Annotated in this window: 23 protein-coding genes and 1 pseudogene; 14 read left to right on the plus strand and 10 right to left on the minus strand. The window is 41.7% G+C overall.

Annotated features, from left to right (window positions below; genetic code table 11):
• The coding region (gene carB / locus F7734_RS53380; RefSeq protein ID WP_243147561.1) for a carbamoyl-phosphate synthase large subunit at positions 1-2,367 on the plus strand (2,367 nt) is incomplete at its 5' end.
• Between the two features lie 30 nt (positions 2,368-2,397).
• Here carB and F7734_RS53385 read toward each other — a convergent pair.
• Positions 2,398-2,856, minus strand: a complete 459-nt coding sequence (locus F7734_RS53385) for a hypothetical protein (protein WP_155752355.1) — start codon at positions 2,854-2,856, stop codon at positions 2,398-2,400.
• Positions 2,857-3,019: 163 nt separating this feature from the next.
• Here F7734_RS53385 and F7734_RS53390 point away from each other — a divergent pair, with 163 nt between their 5' ends.
• On the plus strand, positions 3,020-3,325 hold the full coding sequence (locus F7734_RS53390; RefSeq protein ID WP_155752356.1) for a hypothetical protein: 306 nt from the start codon (positions 3,020-3,022) through the stop codon (positions 3,323-3,325).
• A gap of 64 nt (positions 3,326-3,389) precedes the next feature.
• Positions 3,390-3,884: a hypothetical protein gene (locus tag F7734_RS53395; protein ID WP_166482723.1), complete on the plus strand. Its 495-nt coding sequence runs from the start codon at positions 3,390-3,392 to the stop codon at positions 3,882-3,884.
• A 128-nt stretch (positions 3,885-4,012) separates the two neighbouring features.
• Here F7734_RS53395 and F7734_RS53400 read toward each other — a convergent pair whose 3' ends face one another.
• A complete protein-coding gene (locus tag F7734_RS53400; RefSeq protein ID WP_155752357.1) occupies positions 4,013-4,393 on the minus strand; it encodes a hypothetical protein in 381 nt (126 codons plus the stop codon).
• Positions 4,394-4,566: 173 nt separating this feature from the next.
• Here F7734_RS53400 and F7734_RS53405 point away from each other — a divergent pair, with 173 nt between their 5' ends.
• The 5 genes from F7734_RS53405 to F7734_RS53425 all read left to right on the plus strand — a co-directional run bounded on the left by F7734_RS53405 (position 4,567) and on the right by F7734_RS53425 (position 6,127).
• The gene (locus F7734_RS53405) at positions 4,567-4,749 is read left to right on the plus strand and encodes a hypothetical protein (RefSeq protein ID WP_155752358.1); all 183 of its coding nucleotides are present in this window, start codon (positions 4,567-4,569) and stop codon (positions 4,747-4,749) included.
• A gap of 74 nt (positions 4,750-4,823) precedes the next feature.
• Positions 4,824-5,087, plus strand: coding sequence for a hypothetical protein (locus F7734_RS53410; protein ID WP_155752359.1), 264 nt, complete (start codon positions 4,824-4,826; stop codon positions 5,085-5,087).
• A gap of 70 nt (positions 5,088-5,157) precedes the next feature.
• The gene (locus F7734_RS53415) at positions 5,158-5,679 is read left to right on the plus strand and encodes a hypothetical protein (protein ID WP_155752360.1); all 522 of its coding nucleotides are present in this window, start codon (positions 5,158-5,160) and stop codon (positions 5,677-5,679) included.
• Entirely contained in the window at positions 5,676-5,906 is a 231-nt protein-coding gene (locus F7734_RS53420) for a hypothetical protein (protein WP_155752361.1), read from the plus strand. The genes F7734_RS53415 and F7734_RS53420 overlap by 4 nt, the downstream gene beginning before the upstream one ends.
• Before the next feature lie 5 nt (positions 5,907-5,911).
• Positions 5,912-6,127, plus strand: a complete 216-nt coding sequence (locus tag F7734_RS53425) for a hypothetical protein (protein ID WP_155752362.1) — start codon at positions 5,912-5,914, stop codon at positions 6,125-6,127.
• 205 nt (positions 6,128-6,332) lie between these two features.
• On the opposite strand, the gene F7734_RS53430 is transcribed toward F7734_RS53425, so the two are convergent.
• Positions 6,333-7,151 (minus strand): hypothetical protein, encoded by an 819-nt coding sequence (locus F7734_RS53430; protein WP_155752363.1) that lies wholly within the window; start codon positions 7,149-7,151, stop codon positions 6,333-6,335.
• Positions 7,152-7,270: 119 nt separating this feature from the next.
• Between F7734_RS53430 and F7734_RS53435 the strand changes: the two genes are divergently transcribed.
• Positions 7,271-7,495, plus strand: coding sequence for a hypothetical protein (locus F7734_RS53435; RefSeq protein ID WP_155752364.1), 225 nt, complete (start codon positions 7,271-7,273; stop codon positions 7,493-7,495).
• A gap of 240 nt (positions 7,496-7,735) precedes the next feature.
• On the opposite strand, the pseudogene F7734_RS53440 reads toward F7734_RS53435, so the two are convergent.
• From F7734_RS53440 to F7734_RS53460, 5 genes and pseudogenes are all read right to left on the minus strand, one after another.
• A pseudogene (locus F7734_RS53440) lies at positions 7,736-9,000 on the minus strand (IS701 family transposase).
• Between the two features lie 269 nt (positions 9,001-9,269).
• Positions 9,270-9,443 (minus strand): hypothetical protein, encoded by a 174-nt coding sequence (locus F7734_RS53445; protein WP_155752365.1) that lies wholly within the window; start codon positions 9,441-9,443, stop codon positions 9,270-9,272.
• Positions 9,444-9,448: 5 nt separating this feature from the next.
• The gene (locus F7734_RS53450; protein ID WP_155752366.1) at positions 9,449-9,622 is read right to left on the minus strand and encodes a hypothetical protein; all 174 of its coding nucleotides are present in this window, start codon (positions 9,620-9,622) and stop codon (positions 9,449-9,451) included.
• A 5-nt stretch (positions 9,623-9,627) separates the two neighbouring features.
• Positions 9,628-10,110 (minus strand): hypothetical protein, encoded by a 483-nt coding sequence (locus F7734_RS53455; RefSeq protein ID WP_155752367.1) that lies wholly within the window; start codon positions 10,108-10,110, stop codon positions 9,628-9,630.
• 6 nt (positions 10,111-10,116) lie between these two features.
• A complete protein-coding gene (locus F7734_RS53460) occupies positions 10,117-10,551 on the minus strand; it encodes a hypothetical protein (RefSeq protein ID WP_155752368.1) in 435 nt (144 codons plus the stop codon).
• A gap of 64 nt (positions 10,552-10,615) precedes the next feature.
• Here F7734_RS53460 and F7734_RS53465 point away from each other — a divergent pair, with 64 nt between their 5' ends.
• From F7734_RS53465 to F7734_RS53480, 4 genes are read left to right on the plus strand one after another with little or no spacing between them, the layout of a single operon-like run.
• Positions 10,616-11,599 (plus strand): hypothetical protein, encoded by a 984-nt coding sequence (locus F7734_RS53465; RefSeq protein WP_155752369.1) that lies wholly within the window; start codon positions 10,616-10,618, stop codon positions 11,597-11,599.
• 56 nt (positions 11,600-11,655) lie between these two features.
• Complete coding sequence (locus F7734_RS53470) at positions 11,656-12,561, plus strand: hypothetical protein (RefSeq protein ID WP_155752370.1); 906 nt, start codon at positions 11,656-11,658, stop codon at positions 12,559-12,561.
• Between the two features lie 14 nt (positions 12,562-12,575).
• A complete protein-coding gene (locus tag F7734_RS53475; RefSeq protein ID WP_155752371.1) occupies positions 12,576-12,890 on the plus strand; it encodes a hypothetical protein in 315 nt (104 codons plus the stop codon).
• Positions 12,891-12,945: 55 nt separating this feature from the next.
• Complete coding sequence (locus tag F7734_RS53480; RefSeq protein ID WP_155752372.1) at positions 12,946-15,438, plus strand: UvrD-helicase domain-containing protein; 2,493 nt, start codon at positions 12,946-12,948, stop codon at positions 15,436-15,438.
• Positions 15,439-15,517: 79 nt separating this feature from the next.
• Here F7734_RS53480 and F7734_RS53485 read toward each other — a convergent pair whose 3' ends face one another.
• Together F7734_RS53485 and F7734_RS53490 are read right to left on the minus strand one after the other, a co-directional pair.
• Positions 15,518-18,169, minus strand: coding sequence for a pentapeptide repeat-containing protein (locus F7734_RS53485; RefSeq protein ID WP_155752373.1), 2,652 nt, complete (start codon positions 18,167-18,169; stop codon positions 15,518-15,520).
• 133 nt (positions 18,170-18,302) lie between these two features.
• Positions 18,303-18,782: a hypothetical protein gene (locus F7734_RS53490; protein ID WP_155752374.1), complete on the minus strand. Its 480-nt coding sequence runs from the start codon at positions 18,780-18,782 to the stop codon at positions 18,303-18,305.
• Between the two features lie 98 nt (positions 18,783-18,880).
• Here F7734_RS53490 and F7734_RS64720 point away from each other — a divergent pair.
• Positions 18,881-19,838: pentapeptide repeat-containing protein (locus tag F7734_RS64720; protein WP_166482726.1), on the plus strand; the 958-nt coding region annotated here is incomplete at its 3' end.

Below are 19,838 nucleotides of genomic sequence, written 5' to 3' on the forward strand. Positions count from 1 at the left end.
ACACCAGCCTCTTTTGAGCCAACAATTGATTACGTAGTCACAAAAATTCCACGTTTCGCCTTTGAAAAGTTTCCCGGTGCTGAGGCAGTACTGACAACACAAATGAAGTCAGTTGGAGAAGCAATGGCAATTGGGCGAACTTTTAATGAATCTTTTCAAAAAGCCCTACGTTCCTTAGAAACCGGACGTGCGGGTTGGGGTTGTGACATGAAAGAAAAATTGCCCAGTGGCGAACAAATTCGCGCCCATCTGAGGACACCAAACCCCGAACGTATTTTTGCCGTGCGTCATGCCATGCTTTTGGGTATGACTGTTGAGGAAATCTACGAGTTGACAGGAATTGACCCCTGGTTCCTCGATAAAATGCAGGAATTGCTGGAGGTAGAAAAATTCCTCAAACGAACACCGTTGCAGCAATTAACACTTGAGCAGATGTTTGAGGTGAAGCGACAGGGCTTTAGCGATCGCCAAATTGCCTATGCTACCAAAACAACAGAAGAGGAGGTGCGTGCATACCGCAAACAACTAGGCGTGATTCCAGTTTACAAGACAGTAGACACTTGTGCTGCTGAATTTGAAGCATTTACCCCATACCATTATTCTACCTACGAAGAAGAAACTGAAGTGGCCCACACGACCAAACCCAAAGTTATGATTTTGGGAGGAGGTCCCAACCGTATTGGACAGGGTATTGAGTTTGACTACTGTTGCTGTCACGCTGCCTTTGCCTTAAAAGACGCTCTTTACGAAACGATCATGGTTAACTCCAACCCAGAAACCGTCTCTACTGATTACGATACAAGCGATCGCCTTTACTTTGAGCCACTGACAAGAGAAGATGTACTTAACATTATTGAGGCAGAAAACCCTGTTGGGGTGATTGTACAGTTTGGCGGTCAAACACCGTTAAAGTTATCAGTTCCGTTGCAAAAATATTTACAGGGACTGGGGACTGGCGACAAGGGAGACAAGGGAGACAAGGGAGACAAGGTAGAATCTTCTTCCTTGTCTACCCCCTCTCCCTTGTCCCCAATCACAAAAATCTGGGGAACTTCACCGGATTCGATTGACATGGCTGAAGATCGCGAGAAGTTTGAGAAAATTCTCAAAGACTTGAATATTGCCCAACCTCCAAATGGAACTGCCCGGAGTTATGAGGATGCTCTGATTGTTGCCAAACGCATTGGTTATCCAGTTGTTGTGCGTCCTAGCTACGTATTGGGTGGACGGGCAATGGAAATTGTCTACTCCGATACTGAGTTAGAACGCTATATGACCTTTGCCGTACAGGTAGAGCCAGAACATCCAATTCTGATTGATAAGTTTTTAGAAAATGCTATCGAGGTCGATGTAGATGCGATCGCCGACCATACGGGGCAAGTGGTTATAGGTGGTATAATGGAGCACATTGAGCAAGCAGGGATTCACTCTGGAGATTCTGCTTGTACCTTGCCGAGCATTTCTTTACCCCCGTTAGTGTTAGAAAAAATTCGTGCTTGGACAACGCAATTAGCTTCGGCACTCAATGTTGTGGGATTAATGAATATCCAGTTTGCCATTGTTGGCTCTCAAACATATTCGCCTCAAGTTTATATCCTTGAAGCCAATCCCCGCGCATCCCGTACTGTTCCATTCGTTTCCAAAGCAACAGGTGTGCCGTTGGCAAAGCTTGCCTCATTAATTATGTCCGGGAAAACTTTAAAAGAGTTAGGCTTTACCAAAGAAGTCATTCCAGATCGTATTGCGGTCAAAGAAGCTGTCTTGCCGTTTAATAAATTCCCCGGTACTGATGTCATTTTAGGTCCCGAAATGCGCTCCACAGGTGAGGTGATGGGTATCGATAAGGATTTTGGACGTGCCTTTGCCAAAGCAGAACTAGGCGCTGGGGAACGTTTACCCTTAAGTGGAACAGTCTTTGTCTCAATGAACGATCGCGATAAGATGGCTGCAGTTGCTGTTGTCCAAGAGTTCATCAATTTAGGTTTTTCGGTGATGGCGACGCAAGGAACTCGTAGCGTCCTTACCGAACATGGTTTAGATGTTGAGTTAGTGCTGAAATTGCACGAAGGGCGTCCTCATGTTTTAGACGCAATCAAGAACCACAGAATTCAACTCATTATTAACACCCCATCTGGAGAAGATGCTTACAGTGATGCTAAACTCATTCGCCGCACAGCCTTAACTTATAAAATCCCCATCGTGACTACCATTGCTGGGGCAAAAGCTACTGTCGCTGCCATCCGTTCGCTTCAAAGTACAACTTTGTCATTGGGCATGGGGCATGGGGCAAATTTATCGGTATTAACCGTCAAAAACACTCCCGGCACTGACCTCCACCGAAATAGCGGACAACCAGTCGATAGATAAAGGGGGAGGGGAAAACCCCTCATAGTTGGATTAAAAGATTGACAACTGAATAGATGCAGGTTCCTCCAACCAGGCTGGAAGTTTTATTTCAGTAAGGGGAAAAATTTTTATTTCTAACCCTCGGTAGGCAGCGTAAGCGATCGTCAACCAAGTGCCACTGCCGTTGCCGTTGGGGTTTTTACTGGATCTACAGCCAACAGGGCATTCCTTGTTAGGGTAGGCGTAAAGAATTGAATCTGGGTAATTTGCGATCGCATCAATCATTCGTTTGCTACGTTCTGCAAAGTGGTAGCGTTCGTGACCTGCAACTTCGTAAACGTTAACCTGTTTGTGATGGTTGTAAGCAAAGCTGCGAACAAACAAATCCAAACCTTTGGCGTCTCCTACGTGCCAGTCAGAGGGTGTTTTAATAAGGTGTCGTAATTCCGTTTCAACTAATTCAATTTGAGCTTGTGTTAAGTTTCTTGGTCCAGTAAAAGCAATGTTCATATCTAGTCCTGTAAAAATTTACCTTATACTAATATGTTACCGTATTAAATGTTTATTTTAAAGAAGTTTTAGTTTACTTTTACTAATATATTGTTTCTTTAAAGACGATTAATAGGGTAACATATTTTGTTATAATATAAATGTACCGATTAAGGTTCTTCCAATGCTTTATTCTTCCTTTTCTGAAGCTAAATCTAATCCTTCTATTTATGCAAAATACATTTCTATTTGGCAGTTACCTTCTCCTTACAAAAATCCCGATGAAGAACGTTTTTTGGATAATTGTGTTGAAAAAATAACAGATGCTGCTGAAGCATTTGATTTTATTGGGGTAATTAATGTAGGTGCAACTTGCTACAAGTTAGCTTCTACAAAAGAACAAAAAGAATACATTCTTGACGTTGAAAAAATCTGCATTAAAATTTTAATGATGATAGGTGTTCCAGCTCCAAATCCAAACGATATTTAATTAATGATAAGGGGGTGAAAACCTCCTTACTTTTTAATAAAGAGAGTAGTGAAAGAGGTGTATTGTGTTGGTACGTAAGGGTTTTGTAGATAAAGAAAAGATTTGGAAGTTTGTTAAAGGTTTTGAGAATTTACTTGAGGACGAAACTTGGAATAGTAAGGTTAATACTAGCAATAGGAAATGTGTTTGGTTGGGTTTGGGAGTTAATTTAGGAATTAAAAGTGAAGTTTACAAAGGGTTAGATATCGATAACGGGTTAAGAAAGAAATGTAACGAACTATGGGATGGAACCGACTGGAATAGCATCTTAATTTATAAGTACGAACCAGGTACGGAGTTAAAGGAACATATCGATAGAGACTTATTTGAGGATAAAGTAATTTTGATAAATGTGAGCAAAGATGACTTGTTTGGGGGAAATATCAAATTTATTTATCAGGGTAAGGAAGAAATATTAAGTAACGGTGAAATAATTCAATTCAATAACAAGGTAAAACATGGAATAAGGAAAGTAAGTGAGGAGAGATGGAGTATCAGCATTAGAAAGGTAAAAATTTAAGTAAAAGAAAGGAGGTGAAAACCTCCTTTTTTATCGGTCAAAAGTGTCAAAACTAGTCCGGCACTGACCTTTTACCCAAATTATCGGACAGCTAGTTGATAGATAGAGGGAAAAGCCCCTCTAGTGAGTTAGCGTTTGTGACGTTTGCGTTTCAATCTTTTTTCTCTAACTGCAAATGCGAAAGCGTCTGGTGGTAAGCAGGGAAGGGATACCTTGACTTGTGTTGTTGTTATACGAAGAGCACAGTAAGCACCAGCATAGAAGAAATCAGACGCATTTTGTTCAACTCTCTTAGCAGATTTAATAGCAGCCTGTGGGTCAAAATCAGCGATATCAAATGCAACCACAGCAACCCATCCAGTGAATGAGCGACGGCTAGGACGCAACCACAAAGAAGATACACAATAGTCTTCACAAAAAATCTTGATGTCCATCCAAGTTGGTGCTGGTAATGAAGCAACAGCTTGCCACTTTTGAGTATTGGGTGTGTAAGGAATTAGTTTAATCATGTCTTTCAACCTTGTATTATATTAATATGTTACCCTTTTAAAAGTTTGCTATGTAAAGGTTTTAGATAACATTATATTTAAGATTATGTTATAAATATTGTGTAAACTCCTTGTAATTAAAGGAATAAATAGGGTAACATATTAATAGTTAAGTAAATAGGGTATAGGTTCAAATGACTGAGTTCAGATGCACACGTAACGCACCATATGTAACTGCTAACTGCTTGGGAAACCAAGACACAAGCAGCAGACAAGGTTATTACGTCTGTGCAGCTTCTAAAAAGGAAGCTTTAAAAATCATGTCTGCAATATTTCCAGCAGAGGTTAAAGATGGTTTCACAGTCGAGTTGAAATAGTTTTAAAAACTGCTGCAGCTCTTGGCGGGGATGCAGCAGTCTCAAACCCTTAAGCACGTAAAGGATTTAAATCAATGATAGAACAGATTGTAATTGACCAAGACCAAATCGAGCAGATCGTAGATAAGCTGATTGCTGTGGGAGTTTCTACTTGCGCTCAAGCTCCAAGAGCAGTTGTTGAAGCTGCAGTTGTTAAATGGCTGAAGGACCATATCGACAACATCGTACAAGATGCGGACTGGTGGATAAGAAAGGAATGCGATATGCACAAGTATGGGCTTCCTTATGAAGACGAGCTTTCAGAGGCTTTTGAAGCTCAAGAGAAGTTAACGGCGTAAGCCGAACGAAAAACCCCACTTATTTATTAGGTGGGGTTGATTACTCACTTAATACGTTCAATTCTAATCGATGAAAACTGACAATCAAGAATTTTTACTTTCACATTCGCAAGAAACCAACGCCGTACAACTAGCCCTACCCCTGGGTATTTCCAGCACTCCACAGAGAGAGCTATTACCAGATGGCAGACCGACAGCAGGACAACGATGGAAGGATGCTCTTGCAGATGGCACATATGAAGGAAGCTTTTTGGAATTTTGTAGATGGGAAATGAGACGAGACGCACAAGACCAGGGCTTTCGATGCGTAGCGGATTACTTTGCTGGAATAGCTATGGGAATGAAAGCTGAGGAGTATTACAGCGAATATCTTTCTGCTTTAGATACAGTTTCTGAACCATGCACATACACAGCAGAGCAACTGAGCAACGACGAATACAAGCCCAAACGTCAATGGTCGGTAGAGGCAAAACAGCGAAACAGGCTGAAACGACTGCAAAAACGAATCAGTAAGCAATACACCATTCCAGACCTATATGAGAAAGAACTAGCCAATGCGATCGCTGCTAAACCGGAGTATTACGGCGTATGAAAGAGAAAAGCTGGATACAGCTAGAACTAGACCTCCCAGGTTTTTATTTACGTGACGGAACTAGAGTCAGATTACTTCCTCCACACCCAGATGCCGGAAAGACAGGAAGAATCAGCTTGAATCCTTACTGGCTGGGAAGTGGTTACAGAGTCAATCTCAGGGGTAAGGGTGTGCGTGCTGAAAGGTCGGAAATGGAAGTTTTGAAATTACCTAAAAGAAAGTGGTGAGACAAATGATTTATCAATGTGGAGAAGAAGGACTGACCTGGTTTACTGTTTACTTGGAGGTCGATGAAGATTTTACCGTCGTATTGTGGTTCCGACCCATTAATGGCTGGAATTGGACATATTACTTTCAGGAGGTTGACGAGATGTGGCGAGGAGGCTTTGACACTCTAGACAAAGCAATCAACGCCGCACTTCAAGAAATAGATACTTACTTTGATTAAATAAACGAGGGGAGTTAAAGCTCTCCTTTTTTTGTCTGTGCAAGTTGCACAGTAAATCACACTCATCGGTGAGAGATATCAAAAACACTCCCGGCACTGACCTTCACCGAAATAGCGGACAACAAGTTTGTAGATGAAAAAACCCCCGCCTTTTGGTGGGGGTTTGTCGTTTAGGGGGGGAATTAAGCTACTTCACGTTAAACCGTTAAACAAGTACTTTCAAAACCGTTGGATACCATCGCAACTGCTGTACAGTTTTATTGCTATCTTGACCCTGTTGAAAAACCATCTTTGAATAAGGCTTTCCAGATTCAGTGGGTAAATATTGTGGCTGTCCATCCTTCTTAGACTTAAGGTTAGGATTTTTAAGCTGCAAGCCTTTCTCAATCAAAAGTTTGTTCATTTCGACAGCATTGCCATGGTCAGTATTGTTCTTCGACAGAGCTAATCCTGTTTGCTTAACGTACATACGAGCAAGTACAGTAACACTCATTGCCTCATCCTCAGATTCTGATGGTAACAACGATTTAGCAGACTCCATATATGGCTTTAATTGAGGGTGAGCTTTGCCGATTTCATTGGCAATCAAACCCGCAACCAGCTTGTTGTCCATATCATCAACCACACTGAACACAGCTGCGATCGCATCTGCTATATCTTTTGGAGACGGTGTAGACAGTGGCTGTTGAATGGTCGTTACAACCTCTTCATAAGCCTTACCGTACTTGCGGCACATTTCTTTAGCAGCTGTCTCACGATAGCTATGTCCTACTGCACCTGGTAGCAAACCAATGATGTAAAAGATATTCTCAAGATTAGCCACTGGTGTCTCTTGCTGACCTTTTCCAGGGAATTTATAGCTGTCGGTTTTTCCGACAACTTCAGAGTATTGCTCACAAAGTGCTTTCCATGCATCTCTGGGATTTTTCTTGCCGCCTATTACGCGAATCGTGTCGAAAACGCTAAACTGTTCATCTTCAGTTACGCGGATTTCACCAAAGTTCAAAATTGCTAAACTGTTCATACTTGTGTTTTTTGATAAGTAACAAGCGACTGCTCATGGTTAATCTCCACAGTGGTCGCTTGTTTTTATGTTACCATACACAATCGATATGTATATGGAAAGTTACTGAGTTATAAGTCATGGAAGTTACCCAAAAACGAGCAAGAAAAATGAATCCAAACAGTATGGCTAACCTTAAGGACAGATCCGCACCAGATAAGCCAAAGAATGTTGCACCTATCACCGTGCAAGTGACCGTAGAACAAAAGGAATGGTTGGATTCACAGCCAGAGAGCAGAAGCTATCACGTTAGGCAAGCAATGAAAATGTATTTGGAATATTTAGCTGTGCAACTTAAACAGTAACAAACCAACTGATAATGATCTGAAGCAGGCGGTACGGAAGGCGATAAGCCAACTGCTTACGGGCACCCATCCGAATCGCCCTCTCATTTCACAGTATTCTGAAACTAAGAAGCGATGAGGAGAGCGATCGCTATTCCGCTTGATGCGTTTAAAAGGTGCGATCGCCCTGGTGGTTTTAACTCCACCCTAAAAGACGGACTTCCCATAAGTGCGAACTACATAATGGGACTTAAACAAAAATTAAGCCCAAATGTAGCCCAAACTGGCTTTATAAGCGGCAAATACGTCGCGATTATGGGTCAGCCAATCAAAAAAACGATAAGACATAGCCGTTCTAAACGCCTCTAAAGCTTCAGTAAAAGTGTTTAAAGGTTTAGAAGCCCACCTTCGTCTCAAACCCCCAGTCATCTGATGCCAAAGAATAAAAGTATAGGCACAAAAAACTAAGATAAAATGTCGAAGTAGGCTTCTTTTATCCCGAACTTGATATTCTTTTAACCCCAGCCAACCCTTGGCTTCTCTATAAAAAACTTCCACCCAATTTCTTTGAGAATAGGTATTAACTATCCACTTTGGCGAAACAATTGATGTGGTAACATTGGTAATAAAATAGTCAATATCCGTAGCTTCAGAGAAAGTTGCAGCATTCATAACGATAGCTATATTTCGCTTCCCTTTCAGTTGTGATATCTCTATTTCTCTAGTTACTACCCATAGTGTTTTAGGTTTATTTAGGTTGAGTTCGATTTCTGTGAAAGCCTCTTTCGGTAAACTTTGTGCTAATTCGTCTAGCCTCATTGTTTGTTGAACGTTTTCTGATGTACTAATAGTTATTTTTCGATTTTTGGCTAATCCTCCTACGTACTTTAATTCTCTCTTCTCTAATTCTAATAAGAACGATGTATTGTTGCCATATCCAGCATCTATAAGTACAATTCCCGGTTGGTATTTTCTCTCTAGAGTTCTGTCTATTAACTTGATTGCCAGTTCAGTTTTTTTCTCGAATTCAGGATCTTGTTTACCGGATGGTAAAGAATCCGCATGCTGATATAACTCTATATCTAATGGCAGGCTTTTTCGCCCATCATATAAATGTGTTGTTACAACTACTATCCCATTATCTGTTTTGCCAATTTCTCCGATGTACTGCCGACCTACTCCATCAGTAAAATTACCGCTTTTTCTATGGCCTGAATCATCAATTATCAAGCTAAAACCTCTATGAATTTTAGTTTGACTACACTTGTTCATAGCCTCTAATCGAAGTTCGTTCACCTTAGAATCAGACCAGGGCGCTTCAGTTAAAAAGTGGTGCAATTTATGGTATTCAACACCTATAGCGTTCTCAGCCATCTGAGATAGGTTTTTTCTCTCGCTTTCTCCCAATAATCCCCCCAAATAATCCCTAAACCCTTTTTTTGGGCTTTATGAGTAAAAGCTTCATCAAACCGTTGACACCATTTCTCAAAACACGGGGGCATGGCTGCGGAGGTTATCTCTTTCATGGGATGTGCCTTTGATGTGAAAGCTTTGCTAGTAAAGCATTATACTCTATTTTTCTTTCTTTTTTTGTTTAAGTCCCGATAAGAGCGATCGCCCTCCAGTTTTGACTCCACGCTAAGTTTATTTTGACAGCAAAACCCCCTATTCCTTGATGGGGGTTTGTCATTTAGGGCTGTGCAATTGCAACAGTAAAGATTTGTAAAAAACGTTCTTCCGATTCTAAAGGAAAGACGAAAGCATATCGCGTTGCAGATACGAGTCCCTGGCATTGTCATACAGTCCATCGGTACTCGGTATCGGAACTTTTAAGGCTCACGCCTTCCACCAAACGGGCGGACACCCAGTCCATAGATAAGTCTAATGAAAATACTGAGACTCTTATAGTTAAATATGTTACTACTGAAGAAGCGATCGCTACAACTAACTGTGCAAGTTGCACAGGCACAGCAGTTAGCGATAAAAGCATGGTTCGACTGTAACGACATGAGTGCCAAACTCACGACCAAACGAGTCAGCAGCAGGGATAGCATAGTAAGAACCGTCAACCTTGAAGATAGAAATTGACTTCCATCTCTTGTTGGCTAATTGGCAAGCCATATCAAAAATTTCTTTTTCAATTGCCACTTATGTCAAACCTCCATCTCCTGCAGCAACGCCTCACTCATCCTTTGTATTTCTTCTGAACTGCTTTCCATTACTTCAAATGATTTTTCAATCGCCGCTCGGACTGTAGGAGGCAGCGACTCAAACTTCTCCTGATTGAGTATGGAAATCCGACATCCAGTGTAGGGCATGAAATCCTCAAAAAGCAGCATCCCAGATTTGATGAGAAGTTTAGATAGTAAGGTGATGGGTTTGTGAGGTTTGTCATTGTCTAAAACATCATTAATTTCAGAAGCAAGATAACCACAAAGCCAGCTTACCGAATCGATATCTTGTTCTAGCGCTGCAACAGTACCATATAGTACCTGTTTGTTAAGCTGCACGGGTAGGTTGTCAAAAATTTGGTCAAGACCTTCCGGCTTTCGCTTTTGGCAACAACGAACCGCACGAGCAACCAGTTTATCGATTTCGCTGGGCTGAGATTGCCCAAATCCTTTGGGAGTTTTCATAAAAAACTAGCGAACTAAGTCATCTGGAATACTATCAAGTAAATCCCCCAATCTATCAACTAACGCTTCCCGTGCCTTAGCTTGCCAGCGTGGAACTCCTTTAATTCTCATCTCAAAAGATTCTGAAACTCGAACAGCGATCGCTTCTTTGGCCCCGGTCCCATCCACACTACCAGCCCGCCCGCGCCTTTGTGGTTGGGGGCGACGGAGTACAAACTCCCCAGTGTCTAGTTCGTGCTCCAGCGTAACACGCACGACTTCCGCCCAGTTAGGTAAGCAAGTTAGTCGCTTTTTAAACTTGTCGTCTACTTTAAAAATAAGGTTTTGAGTCAGCTTCTCTTGTCTCCCAAAAGGATTGTAACTTTCATCCCTCTTTTCCCTGTCTGAGGGAGAACACGGTTCTATATGTAATATTTTTTCTATTTTTTCTTCTAAAGGCATTGACTATGTTACCCTATTTAAGTTATCCTTTATGAACAAGGTAACATATTTCGCCTTCATAAATATGAGCTTAACAATATTAGTACAAGAAATTGATACTCTAGAAGCACAAATAGCAGCAGCACAAGCCAGATTACAGCAGTTGCGGAATGTAGAGAGAATTGCTGGTGACGCGATCGCAACCGTTCAAGCTGCAGTCGTGGCAGTCGAAGAATCAGCACCCTCAGCCCTCAATAATCTGAAAGATATAGTTTTGTCGTTCTTCCCAACCCCTACAGTCACCGTTACAAAAACCGCGATAGAAGCCACAGTTGAGCACGACGAACAATTGAGCAATGAAGCTCATGATGTAAGTGTGGATGAGCCTGAGCCTGAGTTTTACCCAGACGAAGAACCGGAAGTAGAGGCAGACTATTTAGAAGAACCAGTGGAGGACGGCGATATCTACGATGGGCTACGCCTACGCCATTTTGAGAAGCAGGAAGAACAGGCTACAACTGTGCAAGTTGCACAGAAAATTACACACACAAGTCCACACGGAACCTACGAGATCATTAAGGTTTCAGACGCTGTATCCTATTGCCGCAATAACCGCGAAGGCTCCATGCAGTGTGCTTATGCAGGATTCGATAGTAAATCCCGTGCTGAGCAGTGGGGCAAGTATGCGATCGCTAAGAATGTTGCGTCAGGCTTTGAAGTTCGCCTAGCGACAAGGATAGAGGGTTTTAAATATGAGCTAAAGCTATGGGGGATTTCCCTCAAGGCTATCAACAATCTCGCTGAGAGAGACCTGACCAGACTCCCAGGAGAAGATTCTATTCAATCCCCAGTTGCTGAAGAGCAGGCAAGAGAGGATTTGGGATTATCTGAAGAATATTATGTTGGAGATTGGGTTAAATACGAGGATGAAACCTTAGCGATATCTGAGATTTACAACGATGGCACACTAGCACTTGAGTCTTCTGTAGGAACCATACTTGCTCACAAGTCAGAAGTTGAACTGGCATTTAGAAAGCCAAACAACTGGCAACCATTCGGCGCTGCTTAGCCACCATCTACAAAAGCATCTACCACTAACTAACTTATAAAAATGGAGTTTAAGAAATGTCTGAGATTATTCAAGTTGCCAGTGTAGAGATAGTTCCTCAAGATGGGAAGATTCAACAAGCGAAAAGTCACTATCAAATAATTGTTGACTTCATAAAAAGCGTTATGAGAGAAGGTGTTGATTATGGTACAGCCCCAGGAGTGTCCAAGCCTTCACTGTTAAAACCCGGAGCCGAGAAACTGGCTCAGTTGTTTAACTTGCGTCCAGAGTTTCAAATTCTAGAGTCTGTTTCCGACTGGTCGGGCAAGGAGCACGGACTTGAAGAACCAGTGTTCTTTTACCGCTACAAATGTGTGTTGTTTTACCCACGGTTCCCCAAGGATGGCGAGCAGAGTAAGCCCGTAGGTGAGGGGATTGGTTCTTGTAACTCACTTGAGAAGAAATACAGATATCGCCGCCAAAGTCGCGTGTGTCCAAAGTGTGGGCAAGAAACCATATTTACTTCAAATGATGGATCTTTCTATTGCTGGGCTAAGAAGGGTGGATGCAATGCCAAGTATGCTGCTAATGATGAGGCAATCATTGATCAACCTACAGGATTGATTAAAAACCCTGATATTTACGAGCAAGTAAACACAATCGATAAAATGAGCCAGAAAAGAGCGTTGATTGCTGCAATTTTGGTGACTTGCGGTGTTAGTGAGTTTTTCTCTCAAGATATTGAGAACATTTCAAGCAATAACGACGACAGCACCAACACAAACACTGCTAAAAATTCAACTGCTGAAAGAGAAATTTTAAGGGAGAAAATAGGGGTTTTAGTAGGTAAGCTAAATTGGACAGTTCAACAGGCTAAAGCGTTTGTTAAGGAGAACTATGGGGTGTGGGGTAGAGATGAAATGAGCGACTCTCAATTGAAGGATTGTGTTAAAAAACTTGAAGAGCGGTTGAGGAAAATGTAGATTGAGAAGAAAATATGGCGATCGCAATGAATCCTGAAGAAAAAGCAGCACTACAAACGGCTATTAGCATTTACTTAGAACTAGGCGTGCTCAACAGAGTTTGTAGCTCATGCGAGAAATTCTTATCTCGCGTTCCTGCTAATATTACGACTAAACGGTTAAAATCTCTAATCGAAAATCATGGAGAAGAAATAGCAAAAATGGCTGGAGCCAAAACAGTGATATATAAAAGTGGCTACTACAAGCCATCTGGACGAGGTGCTTTTGGACATAAAGGAGGAGGCGATAGAGCGAAAAATAATCCTCCATCCATTGAATTTATTTTTTGATACGTGTTATTAAGGGTGAACTACCAATTATTAAACAATTTACTTAATTAAAGCTATGACCATGACACAATTTAAACCGGATATCGAACTTAGCCCGTTACAAGAAGCAATTATTAAAAATGTTTGTCAAGCTATTAAAGAAAAAAGACCAGCTACAATAGCAGTTGGTGCAGTTGCAGGGTCTGGAAAGAGCACAGCCACAAAATACATAGCTTTAGCTGCTAATAGTTTGGGAGTCCCAATTAATGAGATAAAAATCACAGTTTTCGGAAAGAAAAACTCACTCTTACTTAAAAAGAAGCTAGGTAAGCAATGGGAACGTAGTATATGTACGTTAAACAGTCTGGGATTCTCACTCATAGAAAATAAGTTAGGAAGATGGAGTAAGAGCGACAAGATTGATGAATATAAATATGTAAAGATAGGTAGAGAATTGGGTTATCTATCGTCTAAAGGGAAAATTGGTTCTTTAATAGAAAGTAGAGCAATTGAAAAAGGGAAGGAATCGTCTTTTTGCGATGCAAAGGCACCAAACCTTATTACATTGCTACGTTGCACTTTGTCTGAACCAACAGTTGAAAAAGTCAGCGAAATCAGCAGACATTTTCAGTTAGAGGGGATTAACGACTACAAGATAGTCGCTAAGGCAGCAGAAGAAATACTCCACACTGGTAAAGAATGGACTTTAGAAAAAAAGATAGATTATACAGACCAAATATGGTTACCGTGTGTTTGGGAACTCTATGATAACGTTTCTCCTTTTAGAGTCATTATCGTTGACGAGGCACAAGATTTAAACACTGCCCAGCGTGAGATGACGATAAAATTGTGCAATCCAGATACGGGAATTAAAGTTTATGTTGGAGACGAAAGGCAGTCAATCATGGGATTTAGCGGAGCAGATGCTAAAAGTTGGCAAGCTATAGTTAATCTCAAAGATGTAGTTGAGATGCCACTAAGTGTCTGTTACAGATGTGGTAAAAAGCATATTGAACTTGTTAATCAGCTATATCCAGAAATCCCGATTACAGCTTACGAGAAAAATCATGATGGGGAGATAATACAAATTAAAGAGAGCGATTTGGACAAGTACTTGACCAAAGAATCTCGTAACATAATGGTCATTGCTAGAAGGACCTCTCCACTCGTATCGCTGTGTATTAAGCTTTTGAGTAAAGGGATTCCGGCTCAGGTTAAAGGAAAGAATGTTGGTGACTCGCTTGTAAGAGAAGCAGAAGCGATCGCATTAAGACCAGGTTTTCAGTGGAATCATTTTCCTCACTGGGTTGAGCAATACAGAATAAGCAAGCTTACTCAGTACAAAGGTCTCGATAACTACGAACAGTTAAAAGAGACTTTAGACGATAAACTGGAAGCTTTACTTGCTATTTATGAGGCAATTGGAGTTAATAAAACACTTGAGTCTTTTAAAATTTACACTGAAGACTTATTTAGTGATACTGATGAGGAATCAGTAATTTACCTCAGCAGTTGTCATAGCTCCAAAGGACTAGAAAGGGAAGACACCGTAATAGTTGAACCTGATAAACTTCCTTTTAGCTGGAAAAACATTTTACCATGGCAGGAAGAACAAGAAGAAAACCTGCACTATGTAGCAATGACTCGTGCTAAGAAGCGATTAATAATAGTTGGGGAATGTGATTGGTACAAAGCACCTAAAAAAGATACAAAGCCAGAGAAAGAACCAGAAGCGATCGCTGTTTCACCTTCATTATTAGAAAATGAACACTGGACTGGGGAAGTGTTTGAGAAAGACGATGACGACGATGAAAAATCACCACCGTCTCTGGCTCAACGTGAACTTGAGCAGGAAATTAGAAATTACTTTAAAAACAATGGCTTGAAAGAACCTAAGCTGACTGAGGCTTACATAAAGATAATCAATATCACTTTGGGAACGATGGGCAGAAATGAAATCGATGAGCGCGTTAATCGCTTCTTCAGCCCAAAGCACAGAGAAGCAGTGAAACAATTCGCACACAGGCTTTGTGACATACAAGAAAAGGAAATTGAAACAGAAAGCGTTGAACTGCAAAGGATTGAAGCGCATCTGGAGGCACAGCGCCAAAAATTAGGGATGCGGGATGAGGACTACGAGTATGACGGCGAGGTACAAATTACACCAGATGAAATTCTGGTTAAAAGTTATAATGGCAAAATTTACAACTATCCACGCAGCGCTGGAATACCTGATTGGGCATCACTTTTTCCTATCTTGTACTACCCAGGGTGCGAACCACAAAATCAGGAGCCGAACCCTAGCTCATTACTGTCAGCTTACTATCGCATAGCTCCGGATAGAGATTCTGCTTACTATGGTATAACTCCAGAAGACTTGAATCTATCAGCAAGGTTGTCACCACCTGTGGATGAAAGTGATGATGAAGAACCAAGTGATGAGGAATTGAAGGAGGCGGTACGGAAGGCGATCGCTCGTTTTGGTCCCAAGAACGTGATTATTGAGGCGATTCAGCAGGCGACGGTGAGTGAGATTCAGGAAATTATGGCGATATTGGATGATTGGTAGTTCACATCCCACTTAAAAAACACATATTACTGCTTAAATCTAAATTCACTTTGCAGCTTTTGGTGGTAAGCCAAGCTTTTTACGGAATTAGTAGTAATCCAAGCTCTTTATGGAATTTAAAGTCGTATTTTGCTTCTTGCCAATTCTTCGCTTGTTTTACTTGCTGTGGTGTTAGGTTTTTGGCATATGTCAGGTAGGTACATTCAGTTTTCAGTTTAGAATTTGCACAGCCAAATTCAGCATCTTTGAGGTTGGCACTTGAGAGGTTGGCACCTGAGAGGTCGGCACTGTAGAGGTTGGCACCTGAAAGGTCGGCACTATAGAGGTTGGCATCTGTGAGGTTGGCATCTGTGAGGTTGGCACCTGTGAGGTTGGCACCTGAGAGGTTGGCATCTGTGAGGTTGGCACCTGTGAGGTTGGCACCTGTGAGGTTGGCACCTGTGAGGTTGGCACCTGAGAGGTCGGCACCTGAGAGGTCGGCACTTGAGAGGTCGGCACCTGAGAGGTCGGCACTTGAGAGCTTGGCACTTGAGAGCTTGGCACTTGAGAGCTTGGCATTACGGAAATCAATAATATTACCTTCATTAAAATTGACGCGACTCAGATCGTATTTACTATCTATACTTTCGCCAGACCTGACAAGCTCTTGAGCTGCTCGACTTATGGCTGCCGATCTTGTACTTGAGTTACGAGTTGCAAGAATTTGCCGATTGTTGTGTTTATTTAGTTCTTTTTCTGTAAGTAATCCTATTAGAAAAAGCAAACCCAAAGGAATAATTAAACTTATTCTAATGGCATTATTATTTCGTCTGTGTCGGATACTTTTTTGAATCAAATCGCAAGCTAAGCCTGACAGCGCTAAATTGACAGTTTGTGTTTTTTGAAAGCTTTCGGCGTCTTTCAATTGCTTTCCTTGCAACAAATAATCTCTCGACTTACCCCGCTCGCTCCACTCAACTGCTGCTGCTTCAATTTTCCGTTTTTGGATTAACCGTTCTCTATTTTTATCAACCCACTCACGCAACCGTCCCCACTCCCGAATCAGCGCTTCATGAACGACCTCTACTGTTTCTTCTCCTGACTTATCATTGCGTCCTGTTACCACCAGCCGTGCTTGGGAACCAGCTAAATAAGTTACCAATCCCCAATTCTCATTGTCAACTTCTTTGCTGGTTGCAACTCTGCGAGTATCTTCCGTTCCTTCACCCAATCGCACTAAGGACAAAAAAATACGTTGTGCTTGCTGCTGTTGGGCTTCACTCAGTTGGCGATAAATATCCTCAGCGTGCTTTACTAGCGCTTGTTTAACACCACCAATTTCATCGTAGGCTTTGTGAGTGAGTTCACCATTGTTCTGCTTTGACCATAATTGAGTGAGAGCGAATTCTAGCAATGGTAAATTACCGGGTTCCTGACCCACGTCGTCCAAAATTCTTTCAGCTAAATGTGTTTGTAGTTTTACGCTGAGCTTGTGAGCGGGTTGTTCAATTGCCGTGCGTAATTCCTCTCGGCTCATTAAAGTCAGTGGCTTGTGTCCAAATTTCTCTAATGCTTCGCCAAATGGTCGATAAGAGAGGACGTAACCGTAGAAGTCCGCTCGCAACGTAAAAACCAGTGTTAAACTTTTTTGATTAACAGCTGCCAGTAAAGTGTCAATGAGGCGTTGTTGTTCCTCCTTATCAAGGCATTGAGTGTAAAGTTCTTCAAACTGGTCTGCAACTAACAATAGCTGCTTGTGAGGTTTGTTCTCCAAAATTTGAGATGCTATTTGATGCAGCTTCACTTCGCCTTTTTTTAAACTTTCTGCAAGTTTTCCTACTTTTATAGTTTTCTCGACACCATCTAAATTTGGTTCTAATTGACGCACTAAAGCCAGCGCCAGTTCATCAAAAGGTTGACTTTTAGGACGAAATGATTCAATCAACCAAGTCCCTTCTTCTCTCAGTCGCGGGATTAAGCCAGCAAACACCACAGACGATTTTCCACTGCCACTCGCACCAATAACCGCGACCAACTGTTGCTTGTGAGCTATCTCAAATAACTCATTGGTGACTTTCTCCCGCCCAAAAAAGAATTCTGCATCTTTCTCTCCAAAAGCAGACAATCCTTGGTAGGGGTTGGGTGGTATATCACCTGCAACAAATTGAATATCAGCTTTATGAATGAGCGTTTTCTTTAGGACTGGAGTTTGATGTTCCCCTAACCCAACCAGTTGAGTGCAACCCAATCCATATGCAAACTCCACTTCTTCCCCAGCTGCAAGAGCGTCATAAAAGGCGACAGCAAAAGCAACGGCGGCTTTATCCCCGATCGCCTGATTCATACCAATAACATATTTGATGTACTGGCTGATGGCTTGGGCTTGTTCTTCCGAGTAGCAAGCGTTTAAAAGGACACACTCAACACCCTTAACTGCGAAGAGCTTAAACAATTTAGATAGTGCTTCTTTTTCCACCAGTGATGGTTGCCCTGTCTCATCCTCTAGAACAATTCCATCCACTCCTGCCCCATGTCCGCAAAAATGAACAATCTGTGGTTGATGCTCTAGAATGGCGCGGTAAAAGTCACGCGATCGCACTGCCCATTTATGTACGAGTTTAAATTGCTCACGATGCTTTGCAGCTTGCAATCCATTTTCAATTTCCCGCACCTCCTCATCCAATCGCAACCTTAAAGTGCTTGTAGGATTTGCTGCTAGAATCAAAACTGTTTTTTGCAAGTTATTACTCATGAGCAAGTTTAGCGGTAATCGGAATTATATCTTGACGAGCACCCAAATTATGCAATCTAAACCAAAAGCACTTTTACTTATATTTATAGGGGAAAGCGAAACTAACTTATGCAGTACGATAAAAATTAGATTTCTATGACGATATGTATCGTGTATAAAATTTTGTAAAAAGCGATACGAATGAAGTTCCGTAGTTTACGCTCGCCCTCCGTAGCACGGCTGCACGAGGGTTAAAAAGTGCTGGTAATCGTCCCTCTGAGTTTAGTGACAATATATCACTATTCTCTCTTAGAGAGAGTTCTGAGCGTTTTGGAGTAGCATAACCAGCATTTTCAAACTCATCGCTGTGACGAGTAATTACTTGACGAACTGCTTCCTCAGTAACCTCATAATACTCAGCTATCTGAGAAGTAGTAGCCCAACCCTCACTTTTCCAGAGTGCTTGGAACAAACTATGAACTTTAGCTGCAGTCAGTACTGATTCTATATCCACAGGCGAGAATTTACTCAATGCTTCTGTTCTGAGAGATTTCGACTCGCACAAAGCTTCAGATTGTAGAAATGCTCGTGTATTATGATTATTGTCCTCTGTTACGCTTATGCCTAGTAGCATTACAGGTGACCTCAAGAAACGATGCCATGCAGCTTGTACCTTGTAAACTTGCAATGGCTAGCTGTTGTACCGCTATAAAATAGTTAGGTGGTAAAATCGTGGAACTATCAGGCCAGCAGCGCCAACAACTGCAAAATGCTTTGATTGCTGCGTTTCCTTCTAAATCATTACTTGAGCAGATGTTGTCGCATCAGTTAGACGAAAATCTAGATGCGATCGTTGGTGGTGGTAACTTACAGCAAATTGTCTTTGAATTAATTAAAACTGCAGAGTCTCAGGGATGGATTGAAGAGTTAGTTCGTGCTGCATACAAAAAGAATCCTGGAAATTCAGAACTGAAAGCGATCGCAGAAAGACTGCTGACGCAAACTGCATCTTTAAAATGTTTGGAGAGAGCAGAAAATGCTTTGAAATCCTCTAACACCAGTAATTTGATACAGGTAGCACAAGAAAACACGGATGTAAGTTCACGGGAACATGACACTGTACAATTGATACCTGCTTTAACAAGTGAAACTATAGAACCAAAAGCATCTCGTAAACTAGCTACGTTTGTACTTTCCGGTACTATTGATTCAGTTGACGAAATTAAACTAAAAGCCATTTTTGAACATCTGCAAAAAATCGCAAGAAAGGCAGGGGAGAATGTGGAGATAACTATTCTTAATGCTGAAGAAGGTAGTATTAAAATAACTTTAGGGGGTTCTCCAGAAGGTCTTAAATGGCTTGAGGAAGTATTCAAATCGGGTGAACTGACTGAAGTGTTGGGTATCCCTGTTGAAGATGTACAGCTAAAGGATGTTACTACCGAGGAATATAAATCTCGTGTAGTCCAAGCACTGATTAATCGGAAATTTATAGGTAAAGATTTAAGTAATTTCGATTTAAACGGTATCGAACTGAGAGATACCGACCTGAGCGATGCCGACCTGAGAGGTGCCGACCTGAGCAATGCCGACCTGAGGGGTGCCAACCTGAGGGATGCCAACCTGAGGGGTGCCAACCTGAGTGGTGCCAACCTGAGAGGTGCTATCGTTGTGAATGCCTTTTTTGGAG

The organism is Scytonema sp. UIC 10036, assembly GCF_009725235.1.

Bases quoted from the DNA above. Each gene is read 5' to 3' on its own strand.
- F7734_RS53385 (WP_155752355.1), bottom strand. From the start codon at position 2,856: ATGAACATTGCTTTTACTGGACCAAGAAACTTAACACAAGCTCAAATT.
- F7734_RS53390 (WP_155752356.1), top strand. From the start codon at position 3,020: ATGCTTTATTCTTCCTTTTCTGAAGCTAAATCTAATCCTTCTATTTAT.
- F7734_RS53400 (WP_155752357.1), bottom strand. From the start codon at position 4,393: ATGATTAAACTAATTCCTTACACACCCAATACTCAAAAGTGGCAAGCT.
- F7734_RS53405 (WP_155752358.1), top strand. From the start codon at position 4,567: ATGACTGAGTTCAGATGCACACGTAACGCACCATATGTAACTGCTAAC.
- F7734_RS53410 (WP_155752359.1), top strand. From the start codon at position 4,824: ATGATAGAACAGATTGTAATTGACCAAGACCAAATCGAGCAGATCGTA.
- F7734_RS53415 (WP_155752360.1), top strand. From the start codon at position 5,158: ATGAAAACTGACAATCAAGAATTTTTACTTTCACATTCGCAAGAAACC.
- F7734_RS53420 (WP_155752361.1), top strand. From the start codon at position 5,676: ATGAAAGAGAAAAGCTGGATACAGCTAGAACTAGACCTCCCAGGTTTT.
- F7734_RS53425 (WP_155752362.1), top strand. From the start codon at position 5,912: ATGATTTATCAATGTGGAGAAGAAGGACTGACCTGGTTTACTGTTTAC.
- F7734_RS53430 (WP_155752363.1), bottom strand. From the start codon at position 7,151: ATGAACAGTTTAGCAATTTTGAACTTTGGTGAAATCCGCGTAACTGAA.
- F7734_RS53435 (WP_155752364.1), top strand. From the start codon at position 7,271: ATGGAAGTTACCCAAAAACGAGCAAGAAAAATGAATCCAAACAGTATG.
- F7734_RS53455 (WP_155752367.1), bottom strand. From the start codon at position 10,110: ATGAAAACTCCCAAAGGATTTGGGCAATCTCAGCCCAGCGAAATCGAT.
- F7734_RS53460 (WP_155752368.1), bottom strand. From the start codon at position 10,551: ATGCCTTTAGAAGAAAAAATAGAAAAAATATTACATATAGAACCGTGT.
- F7734_RS53465 (WP_155752369.1), top strand. From the start codon at position 10,616: ATGAGCTTAACAATATTAGTACAAGAAATTGATACTCTAGAAGCACAA.
- F7734_RS53470 (WP_155752370.1), top strand. From the start codon at position 11,656: ATGTCTGAGATTATTCAAGTTGCCAGTGTAGAGATAGTTCCTCAAGAT.
- F7734_RS53475 (WP_155752371.1), top strand. From the start codon at position 12,576: ATGGCGATCGCAATGAATCCTGAAGAAAAAGCAGCACTACAAACGGCT.
- F7734_RS53480 (WP_155752372.1), top strand. From the start codon at position 12,946: ATGACCATGACACAATTTAAACCGGATATCGAACTTAGCCCGTTACAA.
- F7734_RS53485 (WP_155752373.1), bottom strand. From the start codon at position 18,169: ATGAGTAATAACTTGCAAAAAACAGTTTTGATTCTAGCAGCAAATCCT.
- F7734_RS53490 (WP_155752374.1), bottom strand. From the start codon at position 18,782: ATGCTACTAGGCATAAGCGTAACAGAGGACAATAATCATAATACACGA.